General features: G+C 51.2%; 11 protein-coding genes. 7 read left to right on the top strand and 4 right to left on the bottom strand.

Annotation, left to right across the window (positions count from 1 at the left end):
- Window positions 1-111: 111 nt before the first annotated feature.
- Window positions 112-708 (bottom strand): DUF4923 family protein, encoded by a 597-nt coding sequence (locus Q3C19_RS00155; protein WP_022161744.1) that lies wholly within the window; start codon window positions 706-708, stop codon window positions 112-114.
- A gap of 23 nt (window positions 709-731) precedes the next feature.
- Entirely contained in the window at window positions 732-1334 is a 603-nt protein-coding gene (gene yihA / locus Q3C19_RS00150; protein ID WP_022161745.1) for a ribosome biogenesis GTP-binding protein YihA/YsxC, read from the bottom strand.
- Window positions 1335-1596: 262 nt separating this feature from the next.
- On the opposite strand from yihA, the gene recR reads away from it, so the two are divergent.
- From recR to Q3C19_RS00135, 3 genes are read left to right on the top strand one after another with little or no spacing between them, the layout of a single operon-like run.
- Window positions 1597-2217 (top strand): recombination mediator RecR, encoded by a 621-nt coding sequence (recR, locus tag Q3C19_RS00145; protein ID WP_022161746.1) that lies wholly within the window; start codon window positions 1597-1599, stop codon window positions 2215-2217.
- A 31-nt stretch (window positions 2218-2248) separates the two neighbouring features.
- Complete coding sequence (locus Q3C19_RS00140) at window positions 2249-2707, top strand: hypothetical protein (protein WP_071149697.1); 459 nt, start codon at window positions 2249-2251, stop codon at window positions 2705-2707.
- On the top strand, window positions 2704-3258 hold the full coding sequence (locus tag Q3C19_RS00135; protein ID WP_302726316.1) for a GNAT family N-acetyltransferase: 555 nt from the start codon (window positions 2704-2706) through the stop codon (window positions 3256-3258). Before Q3C19_RS00140 ends, Q3C19_RS00135 begins: the two co-directional genes overlap by 4 nt.
- 25 nt (window positions 3259-3283) lie before the next feature.
- Here the strand turns inward: Q3C19_RS00135 and Q3C19_RS00130 are convergent, their stop codons facing one another.
- Together Q3C19_RS00130 and Q3C19_RS00125 are read right to left on the bottom strand one after the other, a co-directional pair.
- Window positions 3284-3877: a YqgE/AlgH family protein gene (locus Q3C19_RS00130; protein ID WP_277120144.1), complete on the bottom strand. Its 594-nt coding sequence runs from the start codon at window positions 3875-3877 to the stop codon at window positions 3284-3286.
- A gap of 175 nt (window positions 3878-4052) precedes the next feature.
- Window positions 4053-5366, bottom strand: a complete 1314-nt coding sequence (locus tag Q3C19_RS00125) for a pyridoxal phosphate-dependent aminotransferase (protein WP_302726312.1) — start codon at window positions 5364-5366, stop codon at window positions 4053-4055.
- A gap of 252 nt (window positions 5367-5618) precedes the next feature.
- Between Q3C19_RS00125 and Q3C19_RS00120 the strand changes: the two genes are divergently transcribed.
- The 4 genes from Q3C19_RS00120 (at window position 5619) to Q3C19_RS00105 (ending at window position 12440) form a co-directional block, all read left to right on the top strand.
- Complete coding sequence (locus Q3C19_RS00120) at window positions 5619-7925, top strand: ABC transporter permease (protein ID WP_302726310.1); 2307 nt, start codon at window positions 5619-5621, stop codon at window positions 7923-7925.
- Between the two features lie 126 nt (window positions 7926-8051).
- Window positions 8052-8729, top strand: coding sequence for an ABC transporter ATP-binding protein (locus Q3C19_RS00115; RefSeq protein ID WP_022163804.1), 678 nt, complete (start codon window positions 8052-8054; stop codon window positions 8727-8729).
- Window positions 8730-8827: 98 nt separating this feature from the next.
- Window positions 8828-11149, top strand: coding sequence for an FtsX-like permease family protein (locus Q3C19_RS00110; protein ID WP_302726306.1), 2322 nt, complete (start codon window positions 8828-8830; stop codon window positions 11147-11149).
- Window positions 11150-11312: 163 nt separating this feature from the next.
- Window positions 11313-12440: a TlpA disulfide reductase family protein gene (locus Q3C19_RS00105; RefSeq protein ID WP_071149691.1), complete on the top strand. Its 1128-nt coding sequence runs from the start codon at window positions 11313-11315 to the stop codon at window positions 12438-12440.
- Window positions 12441-12452: the final 12 nt, after the last annotated feature.

Raw genomic sequence — 12452 nt, 5'->3', positions numbered from 1 at the left:
TAGCTTCCTAAAGTGCCTCTTGGAAAATCAAAACATAAGATCGTTGTTTGACCACAGATTACACGGAAAATCGTGGAGAAAACAAAACGTCCGTACCTAAAATCTAAATCCTTATTCTTTTTTCAGTGCAAATCCCAACATCATGCCGTCGTAGCTTTCGGCCAGCGAGCTGATGGTTTGCAGGGTGGTGTTGCTGCTTTTACTGGAAAGGAAAGTAATCAGGTCCAGCAACTTGTCCGAGTTGAAAAGCAAATCCATATTGCTGGAAGTGCAGTTGACCTTGGCATTTATTCCGACAAGTTTGGCAAACTTCAGGTTGACTTTACCGGTAGACTTGTCGTACGAATAAGTTCCGCCCATGTTTCTGGTGCCCAACCGGGCATTGAACGTACTGTCGGCATTGAACGTAAAGGCCAGTTTCCCTTCGGTAATGCCGAATTTGTTCAGTTGCTCATTCAGCTTGCTTTCAGCAGCGGTTGCGGCTACTGTACCTCCGGCTGCCTGTAGCAGATTGTCCGACTCGAATTCGATGGCCGAACCGGAAAAACTCCACGTACCCACCATGCTTGCCGTATTCTTTCCGGTGATGGTGTTGACAATATTTTCCACATTATCCTTATTAAACAGGTCCTTCAACGACTGGGCCTGACTGTTGCTGCCCAAGAGCAGCATGGCAACAAATAGCTGCCAGAAAACTGATTTTTTCATTTGCTTCGTTGTTTTTGGTATGGTTATTTTTGCAGTTCCTTGTTGATGCCCTCAATGTAGTTCAGCACTTCTTCTCTTCCGGTCTTGTCCTCGGACGAAGTGATGAAATAGGGAGGAAGTTCTTCCCACTGTTCCTTCAGACGTTTCAGGTACAGTTTGATGTTGGCTCCCAGCTTTCCGCCTTTCAGTTTGTCTGCTTTGGTAAAAATGAGGGAAAACGGTATTCCGTTCTCGCCCAACCACTCGATAAATTCAAGATCGATGGACTGCGGTTCGTGACGGCTGTCAATCAGAACAAAAAGATTGGTCATTTGTTCACGCTGCAGAATATAACTGCTGATAATCTTCTGAATCTGTTCCTGTCCTTTCTGTCCGCGTTTGGCATAGCCGTAACCGGGCAGATCGACGATATACCAGTTCTTGTTAATCAGAAAATGGTTGATCAGCATCGTCTTTCCGGGGGTGGCGGAAGTCATGGCAAGGCCTTTTCGCCCAGTCAGCATATTGATCAGGCTAGACTTTCCCACATTGGAACGCCCGATAAACGCATATTCGGGAAAGTTTCCTGCCGGACATTTCTTCACATCGGTATTGCTGATGACAAATTCTGCACTTGTAATATTCATAATCATACAGTTGGTTAATATTTCATTTTCGGCGGAAAGAGGAGGGGAGACCGACCTGTCGGCATTTTGCCTCGCTTCCTGTGCAAAGGTACTACTTATTTCAAAAAAATCTCGTCTACAATTTAGAATTCTGTTTATCTTTGTTTCACGAAGATAGGATGCGTCTCAGCAAAAAAATCAAGCAAGTTTGTTTTTCTACATTCGACTTTCGCTATCTTTGCAAGCTCAAAAGCGAGGGAAAAGATAATTTTTTAAAGAAAATATGAATGGACAATACCCTTCCACATTGTTGGAGAAAGCTGTAAACGAATTTGCCAAACTGCCCGGCATAGGCCGAAAGACTGCCATGCGCCTGGTGCTGCACTTGTTGCGGCAAGACACTGCCACAGTCGAGGCATTTGGCAACGCCATCATTACGCTGAAACATGAGGTGAAGTACTGCAAGGTGTGCCACAACATCTCCGACACGGATGTGTGCCGCATCTGCTCCAACCCGCAGCGCGATGCGTCGACCGTGTGTGTGGTAGAAAACATCCGCGACGTGATGGCAGTGGAAGCAACACAGCAGTTCCACGGCCTGTATCATGTGCTTGGAGGGGTTATTTCGCCGATGGACGGTGTAGGACCGGGCGATCTGCAAATCGACAGCCTTGTACAACGGGTGGCCGAAGGAGGCGTAAAGGAAGTAATCCTGGCCCTCAGCACGACGATGGAAGGCGATACCACCAACTTCTACATATACCGGAAACTGGAGAAAATGAATGTGAAGCTGTCCATCATAGCCCGAGGCATATCGGTTGGCGACGAATTGGAGTACACCGACGAAGTGACGTTAGGGCGAAGCATTGTGAACCGTACCTTGTTTACGGGCGGAATGATGTAATAAGATTATATAGCAAGTAAGTTTACACAAAATGGAAGAACGTATCAAGCAAATATCACGGTGCCTGAAAGCTGTTTTCACCTGCTACTGGCTGTTGGCCATCCTAATGGTTGTATGCGGCGAAACGTTGGATAGCTGGACCGGACTTTATGCCGGCGATGTCCGGAGTACTTATCAGGCCGAGACGGCAACGATTCTGCTGGCAGTAGTTTGCGTGCCTGTTTCGCTGAAACTTTTTTCGTGGGTGCTCGATCATAAGATAGATGCAGTCAGCCTGCCCGAAGCCTTGCGCCTGTATGCGTGGTGGAGTGTGGTTCGCCTGTTTCTGCTGTTTCTGCCCGTTGTTGTGGGTTTCCTTACCTATTATCTGATGTTAAGCACCAAGGGAGTGCTTTGTGCACTGATTGCCCTGACCGCTTCCCTATTTTGTATTCCCGGTGAAAACCGCTTGCGTAAAGAATTGCGTATTGATAAAGAAAAAGAAGCATGAGTACATCCTATTTCATAAACGACCGCATCTATCTTCGGGCCATCGAACCCGAAGATCTGGACATTATGTATGCTATGGAGAACGATCCACAAACGTGGGATATTACTAATTTCACGGTGCCTTATTCGCGCTATGCACTGCGACAATACATCGAAAATTCCCAATGCGACATGTTTGCCGACTGCCAGTTGCGGCTGATGATTGTGCGTCGTGACGATCGGACGGTGATAGGTACCATCGACATCACCGAATTCATGCCTATTCATGCGCGTGGCGAGGTGGGTATCGTGATACGCAAGGAATATCAGGGACAGGGATATGCAACCGACGCACTGCACCTGCTATGCAATTATGCATTCGTTTTTCTGCACATGAAGCAGCTCACTGCCCACGTGACAGTAGACAATGAAGCAAGCATGCGTTTGTTCACTTCGTGTGGCTTCGTAAAGTGTGGCTTGCTGAAAGAGTGGTGGTGTGTAGGCGGAACATTCAAGGACGTTGTTCTGTTACAGCTTCTTCGCGACCAAGCTACAGGCAACCGTAAAGTGTAAACCACAGCAGTCGTAGGGCCTGCCGTCAGTTCAGTATCGGAAGCTGCGGGAATCGGGCCCATAGTTCGTACTTGCCACCAAGTTTAGACAGTGCACTTTTCCAGAATTTCATGTCGCTTCCATCGTCCATGATGGCCTCCGTTTTCTCTTTGCTCACAATCCAGGTGTTTTCCTCGATTTCTTCATGGAGCTGGTTGTGGCTCCAGCCCGAGTAACCTAAGAAGAAGCGAATGTTTCCTTTAATCGGATTTCCAGACAGCATATATCGTTTGATAGCTTCGAAGTTACCGTTCAGGTAAAGTCCCTGAGATACAGGTAAGGAATCTGCAATACCTTTGATGGTATGCAGATAGAACAATGTATCGTTGCAGAGCGGTCCTCCTCTGTATAGCGGTATGTCTTCCAGTGATTCAAATTCTTTCAGCAGATGCTGAAGCAACAGAGGCATTTTCTTATTCAACACCAATCCCATACTACCTTCCTGAGTATGGTCAATAAGCAAAACCACCGAACGTCCAAACAGATTATCGGAAAGGAACGGTTCGGAAATCAATACTTTACCACGTGATGGAACAGCGTGGTTACTCTCTATCTTAAATATGCTTGCATCTGTATACATGCCTCTAATATACAGTATATTTTGTGAAAAACAAAGAATGTGTCTGTTTTTTTGCAAAAACATAAAAGTTTGACTTCGCCGACTTTCAATTCATAGTTACAAACTGAAAGCTGACGAAGTCAAACGCGTATGAGATTAAAGGGATGAGGATCGCCCATTAATGGTGGGCTTAACATTATACCGGATGATTCTCTGCAAATATCCTCATACGTTCATCCAACAAGGCATATTGATGGTCTTGAATGAACGAAGTGCAGGCACGCAGACCCTGTTGGTGACTGCCGGTAGTTACCAGTGAAATGGCACTCACACCGTAGTACATCAGCTCTTTGGCCAGTTCGCCGCTACTCATACCCGGATAGCCGATGGTAAAATAGAATCCGTCGGCTACAGGTTCGCCCAAGTCGTTGTCGTAAACCAGATGGAAACCGTGGCGCAAGAAGATTTCTTTCAGTCGGCGAGCACGTTCTCCATATACTTTTACTTCGTCCAAGAAGTTGTATTGACCGTCGCTGGCAGCTTTCAGCATAGCTGCCAAGGCATATTGAGCCGAATGGCTGGTACCCGAAGACAGGGCATAGAGCACTCGGTGGATGAAGACTGTACCGAACGTTCCGCCACCATAGCGTTTGGTCAGTCCGGGGTAGGCACGATGATACAGTTTGTCCGAAATGCAGCTTACCCCGATACGCTGTCCGGCGTAGCTGAAGGCTTTGGAACCGGAGATAAGCAGAATATAATGATCGGTGTAATGTGCTACGGTAGGTTGGTAGGGTGGTTGGAAGGGAGTACCTAAGTCCTGACGGAAATCCATTGCAAAATAAGCAAGGTCTTCCAACACAATTACGTCGTATTGTGTAGCCAGTTCGCCAATGATTTTCAGTTCTTCTTCTTTCAGGCAAATCCAACTGGGATTGTTGGGGTTGGAGTAGATGATAGCCGAGATGTTACCTTTCTGCAAATAGCTTTCCAGTTTGCTTCTCAGTCTTTCGCCACGGTACTCATAGACGTCGAAAGTTTCGTATTTCTGTCCCATCACCACCAACTGCTGCTTCTGTACGGGGAATCCCGGATCGATAAACAGGATGGTATCACGTTTCTCGTCGCACTGGCTGCACGTAAGGAACGATGCAAAAGTGCCCTGCATGGAACCGGTAACGGGTACGCATCCTTCGGGCGAAATATCCACATTGATAAATGCCTTGATGAAACGTGCCGCTTCCTGTTTCAGAGCTGGCAGTCCGTTGATGTCGGGGTAAAGACTGGCAATGCCGTTTTCCAGAGCTTCTATTTCGGCCTTCACTCCTACAGCCGACGGAGGAAGTCCCGGCACCCCCATTTCCATTTTAATAAATTCGACACCCGATTCTTCTTCGGCTTTTGCGGCAATGGCTTTCACCTCGCGGATGGTGGCTTTCGAAAAGTCGGTAATATGAAATTCGTCGATGGTATCATCGATCAGCTTGCGTTCGATAGGAGTATTTTTCATGATCTTGTTGTTTTATGTTGTTGATACGGACAAAGGTAATGAAAAACTTGGGATTACAAAATGAAAAACATACGGTTCACTTCGGATGAACAGAATTGTTCGGTGTCTAATAATTAGACACCACTGTCCAATAATTGGACACTGCGTCCGAAATCAGAAAATGCTTATCTGCTGGTTATCAGCAAGATTTCTACTTTGGCACGATTTCTGCATAGAGATAGGCAGAAAACAATCAAAAAAACTCGTTATACAATGAAACAAATCTATTACGTCATCCAGACTCTGCTCAGAGGGAAGGGGAGTGTCCTCTTCAAGATCGTTTCCCTGGGTCTGGGACTTGCCATGAGCATCCTGCTCTTTGCCCGCGTGGCCTACGAGCAGAGTTACGACACGTGTTTCCGCGACTACAACCGCATCTATCAGGTGTGGAGCCAGTTCGTCATGAACGGTGAGGCGCAGGAGTCGCAAACCATGAACATGGGGCCGCTGGCAGGTGCCATTCTGGAAAACTTTCCGAAAGAAATAGAATCTGCCACTTGCACCAATCGCTATCTGGCTTCGAGGCCTTTGTATTACGGTAATACCCGTTTCAACGAATCCAAGCTGTGCGCCGATTCGCTCTTCTTCCAGACGATGGGTATCGAAGTGTTGAGCGGCAATCCCGTGCAAGACCTTCAGCAGCCCAATGTCATTTATCTGAGTAAGAGTTTGGCCCAAAGAATGTTCGGCGGTGAAGACCCCATCGGAAAGGTCATCAGCTACAATCACGAACGCGATCTGACTGTACGCGGTACGTATGCCGACCTGCCAGATAATACTACCGTCAACGCCGAAGCTGTCATCTCCCTGCCTCCTGCTTGGGCAGCCCAGCAGATGTACTACTCGTGGGATGGAGGCGACTCTTACTTTCAGTACGTTCGTCTGCGTCCGGATGTAGATGTAGAAGCCCTCAATGCCCGTATGGAGAAGATGGCTGAAAAATATCTGCCAGCCCGCGATAGCTGGAGCTACACCGCTTACATCCAGCCCCTGCGTGATACTTTCCGCCAGCAGGATGATGTCCGTCGGATGTTTACCATCATGCTGACACTGGGACTGTCTATTCTCTTCATTACGGCTCTGAACTATGCTCTTATCTCTATTTCTTCGTTGAGTCGCCGAGCCAAGATGGTGGGTGTTCACAAGTGTAGCGGAGCCAGCGGAGGCGGTATCTTTGGTATGTTTATGCTGGAGACGCTAATGGTAGTGGTTTTGGCGCTGGTGGTGATGTTCCTCCTGCTGTGGGGATTCCGCGACTTTGTAGAAGATACAGCCGCCACCAAGCTGACCAACCTTTTCGCCGGAAGTCGTTTGTGGGTACCGACTGCCACGATTGCCCTGCTGCTGTTGGTGGGCGGCGTACTGCCGGGGCGGTTGTTTGCCCGCATTCCTGTGACTCAGGTGTTCCGCCGCTACACCGAAGGCAAGAAGGGGTGGAAACGTCCGTTGCTGTTCGTGCAGTTTGCTGGTGTGGCTTTCATCTGCGGACTGATGTGCATGGTGATGATGCAATACCACTTCGTCATGAGCAAGGACATGGGCTTCAGCACCGAGCGCATTGTAGGCACCTATCTGCCCTTTAAAACGGCCAAGGAGTGCGACAACGCCTACAACTTCTTCCGCAGTCTGCCTTATGTCGAGAACCTCTCCTCCGCCTACGGCAATCCGCTGGAAGGCTATAGCGGCTGTTTCATCACCGGAGAAAACGGCGAAAGCCTGTTCTCCGCCCGCTTCGACGCCTGCATGAGCAACTACTACGACCTGATGGGCATGAAACTGAAAGAAGGCCGACTGCCGCGCGATAACAGCGAGGTGGTGGTGAACGAGACTTTCGTCAATCTGATGAAGTGGGGCAATGATGCCGTCGGCCGCACCGTACATACGAAGGGAGAGACCTTCACTGTGACCGGTGTGCTGAAAGACTTCCAAATCAACGGTTTCTATGCCGGACCGATGCCCTACATAAGCTTCCCGACCAAACAGTTCAACAACGACTTGCATTTTCTGCTGAAAGAGCCTTTCGCCGAGAACCTGCAACGCCTGACGAAGGATGCTGCCGAAGCCTTCCCCGACAAGACCATCGACTTCACTTCGATGGAAGAGGGCATGAATAGGATGTACAACCCCGTCCGTGTGTTCCGCAACGCTACAGTAGTGGCTGGCGTCGTGATGTTCTTCATCATGCTTATGGGATTGCTGGGCTACACAGCCGACGAAGTGCAGCGCCGAAGCAAGGAGATAGCCATCCGCAAGGTGAACGGTGCGGAAGCATCTTCCATCCTCAGCCTGCTGGGGCGCGATGTGCTTTGGGTGGCCGGCCCTGCGGTATTGGTAGGTGTAGCAGCATCGTGGTATGTCAACTCCCTGTGGATGGAGATGTTCAGCGCACAGGCATCGATGTCGGCTGTCGCCTATGTGTTGATAGGACTGATTGTGCTGGCAGTTATCATGGCTTGCGTATTGTGGAAGTCATGGCGCATAGCGAATGAGAATCCGGTGCTGAGCATTAAGAGCGAATAAACTATAATTTAATGAAGAATGAAGAACGAAGAATGAAGAATTTGCCCTGCGGCACGAATTCTGCTTTCCGAAATCTTCATTTCCAATTCTTCATTCTTCATTCTTAATTCTTCATTTTATACTATTATGATCGAAATCAACAACCTTAGCAAAGTTTTCCGTACGACGGAAGTAGAAACCGTAGCATTGAACCAAGTAAACCTTCATGTGGACGAGGGCGAGTTTGTAGCCATCATGGGACCGTCGGGCTGTGGCAAGTCGACCCTGCTGAATATCCTCGGTCTGCTGGATAACCCTACTTCGGGCAGTTATAAACTGTTGGGGCAGGAGGTAGCCGATCTGCGCGAAAAAGACCGTACACGCGTCCGTAAGGGCAAGATAGGCTTCGTCTTCCAGAGCTTCAACCTGATAGACGAACTGAACGTATTCGAGAACGTGGAGCTGCCATTGACCTATCTCGGTATCAAGGCTGCCGAACGTAAACAGCGTGTACACGACATTCTGAAGCGTATGGCCATCAGCCATCGGGCGCAGCACTTCCCCCAGCAGCTGTCGGGCGGACAGCAGCAGCGTGTGGCCATTGCCCGTGCTGTAGTGACCAATCCTAAACTGATACTGGCCGACGAGCCTACCGGTAACCTCGACTCGAAGAACGGTGCCGAGGTCATCAAACTGCTGAGCGAACTGAACAGCGAAGGCACTACCATCATCATGGTGACCCACTCGCAACACGATGCTTCCTTTGCCCACCGCACGGTGCATCTGTTTGACGGTAGTGTGGTGGCGAGCAATAAAAACCTATAAATAAATGAAGAATGAAGAACGAAAAATGAAGAATTTGCCCTGCGGTGCGACTTCTTCGATCGAAATTCTTCATTCTTCATTCTTAATTCTTCATTAACATGAGACACCTATACTACACCCTACAGACCCTGCTCCGCGGACATGGCGGCACCGTGGAGAAACTGGTTTCACTTACGTTGGGACTGGTAATGGGCGTACTGCTCTTCGCACAGATAGCTTACGAATTGGGCTTCGACCGCTTTTATCCGAACCCCGATACGCTCGTCATGCTGCGCATGAGGAACGCGACCAAGGGAGTGCCCGAACCCGAATACAACTACAGTACCTACCGCCCCGCCGCGGCCGACCTCAGCGAGGCCTTCCCCGAACTGGTGGAGAGCGCTTGCCTGACCGCCGCTTTCTGGAAGCCCACCTTCTATAAGGACGACAAGAAACTGGAAGACATCCAGACCCTCTTTGCCGACACGGCCTACTTCGCCACCACCGGCCTGACACTGCTTCAGGGCAACCCGAACGACCTGAACCTGATGGGCAACGCCTTCATCTCCGAAAGCAAAGCCCGTGAGCTTTATGGTGATGAAAGCCCCATCGGCAAGGAACTTTCCGTGGAGAAGCTGTTCAACGTCACCATCCGCGGCGTTTATGCCGACGTGCCCGGCAACACCATCATGCCCCACGACCTGCTGCTGTCCATGGCTGCCATGGACTGGGGCTACGGGGCAGGAACATGGGGAACGAACAACTTTTACGGTATCTTGTTCCGACTGAAGCAGCCCGCCGATGTGGACGCCATGAACAGCCGCATTCAGAAGGCTGTGGAGCAATATACCGACACCCACCTGGGCGACGACGTGGTGACAGAGTACAGCGTCCTGCCCTTGTATAAGGTTTACCGTTCCTTTCCCGACAGCACGCGGCGGCTGGTCATCCTCGGCGTGCTGGGCTTCTCCATCTTCTTTGTTTCTATCCTGAACTATGTGCTGCGTGCGGTGGCCGCCATGAGCCGGCGAGCCAAGCTGGTGGGCGTACATAAGTGCAGTGGTGCCGACGGCTGGCATATACTCTCGATGTTCCTCTGGGAGACGGGGCTGCTGGTAGCGGCTTCCATCGTGTGTGGCGGACTGTTGCTTTGGGTGCTGCACGAGCCGGTGGAAGAGCTGTTGGGCAGCCGCCTGACCGACCTCTTCACGTGGCAGACGCTCTACGTTCCGCTGGGCACGGTGCTGTTGCTCTTCCTCGTGGCGGGAGTGGTGCCCGGTCGAATCTATGCCCGCATCCCCGTGACGCAGGTGTTCCGCCGTTATACCGACGGCAAGCGTTCGTGGAAGCGGGGGCTGCTGACGGTGCAGTTCATCGGCGTGGCGTTTATCGGCGGGTTGCTGCTGACTACCGTGTGGCAGTATCACGACCTGATGACCCGCAGCGTGGGCTTCCGTGCCGAAGGACTGGCCATCGGAATCGTTACGGGCGACATCCAGCGGGCGCAAGGTGTGGCCGACGCCATCCGTCGTGAGCCTTATGTAGAGGCCGTGGCGGGCAGTGGAAACAATCTGCTGGCTCATTACAGCACCAACCGACTGACCGACAATCAGGGTAACTTTATCTGCCCCCTGCACTTCATGATGATAGAAAAGGAGATGCCCCAGGTGGTAGGCATGACGCTGCTCGAAGGCCATTGGCCGCAGCATCGGGGCGAAGCCATCGTAGGGCGCACTACGGTAGAGACGCTAAAGTGGGGCGATACCGCCATCGGCCGTCAGTTGCCCATCGACCTCTCCTGGTCGGGACTGGAAGAACCGGCCATCGTAACAGGCGTGGTGGAGGATGTACGCAACATGGGCTTCTTTCAGGAGCAGACCTGCACCGCCTTCATTCTGAACGACCGCGTCCGCACCTTCAACGTCCGCCTGAAGGCTCCGCTGGACGAGAACCTGAAGCGCCTGAACGCCTTCATCAAGTCTGCCTATCCCGACCTGTCGCTGGAGTTCACCACCTATCAGGACGTCCGCCGCGAGCAGAATGCCAGTGTTTCGGCCTTCCGCAACACGGTGTGGGTCACTACCGCCTGCATCATCCTCATCGTGCTGATGGGGCTCATCGGCTACGTCAGCGACGAGACGCAGCGCCGCAGCAAGGAGATTGCCGTCCGCAAGGTGAACGGTGCCGAAGCCTCCGACATCCTGCGTCTGCTCTCGGTGGACATTCTGAAGATAGCCGTCGTAGCCGTAGCAATAGGCATGGCGGCGGCGTGGTACGTCTCCGGCCAGTGGATGCAGCAGTTTGCCGACAGTCGTCTGCTTTCGCCCGTGTGGTATGTTCTGCTCGCCCTCCTGCTACTGGTGCTCGTCGTGGCAGTGGTGGTGCTGAAGGCGTGGCGGATAGCGAACGAGAATCCGGTGCTGAGCATTAAGAGTGAATAGGGGGGAGTTTTACTTTTTTTCGGGCACGGATTACATGGAAAGACACGGATTGTTTTATTCAACGCAAATTCCTGGCAAGAATCATCGGCCATACAATAAATCTCTGTAACTTTGACCCCCGATAACATCGTGGTTATTGATTTAAGTTAATAAGAACAGAGATATGAAAAATGTGTATATGATGCTGCTTGGTGCAGGCTTGCTGACTGCCTGCCAACCAGCGGCGAAGATGGATGTCAGCGGCATGCTGAATGGGATTGAAAGTGATACGTTGCTGGTCAACCACAGGCCGGTAGGCGAGGGGGAGGCGCAGCTCGATACGGTGCCTATGCAGAACGGGCAGTTTGCCTTCAATGTGGGCGACAGCGTGCTGAAGCAAGTCTACATCTACGCCAAACCTTCGGGCAACGGCGCTATCAGTATGCAGGCTTTAGGACTGATACTACTGCCCGGTCGCCCCGTCACGGTGAGCGGCACGCTGGAGGATTACCGTTTGGGCGGCGACGCCTTCTACGAGGCTTGCAACGAGCTGAACGACCAGCTGCGCCCCTGCATCCTGAAGCTCGATTCGCTTCGTGAGGTATGTATGCAGATGGAGAAGGACGGGATTCCGTCCGACAGCATCCGCAAGGCTTATACGCCTTCACGAGAGTTCCTGGACCGTATGCAAGACCTGCGTTGCGACTTTATCCGGAGCCATGCAGATCAGGAGGTGGCCGTCTATGCGCTGTCGCGCGACTTGTCGATGCAGAGGGTAGGCGAGATGCTCGACGTAGTGGCCGAGCCTGTACGTACGGGGGTAATGGCGCCCTTGTATCGTCAGGTGAAGGAGGGTTACGACAAAGAGATGGAGCGTCGTGCGGCAGCCGAGCGAGTGAAGGAAGGCAATCCGGCTCCCGACTTCACACTGAAAGATCTCAAGGGCAATGACTTTACGCTTTCTTCGCTTCGTGGCAAGTATGTAGTGCTCGACTTCTGGGGCAGTTGGTGCGGCTGGTGCATAAAAGGTGTGCCCGACATGAAGAAGGCTTACGCCAAGCATAAGGCCAAAGTGGAGTTTGTAGGCATTGACTGTCGCGACACGGAAGAAAAATGGCGTAAGGCCGTAGCAGAGCACGACATGCCCTGGCTGCACGTTCGCAACGAGGGAAAGCCCGATGTATCGGTGCTTTATGCCGTCCGTGGCTATCCGACAAAGATTGTTCTTAGCCCCGAAGGCACGATTCTGAAGATTGTGGTAGGCGAGGACCCCGAGTTTTACAGCTATTTGGATGAATTGCTGAATTCTTAAAAACAATTAGCC

This window comes from Bacteroides sp. ET489 (genome assembly GCF_030518095.1).
GTDB lineage: Bacteria > Bacteroidota > Bacteroidia > Bacteroidales > Bacteroidaceae > Bacteroides > Bacteroides ndongoniae.
Note: the sequence above shows the minus strand (reverse complement) of the source record. Positions and strands in the feature narration are given on the sequence as shown.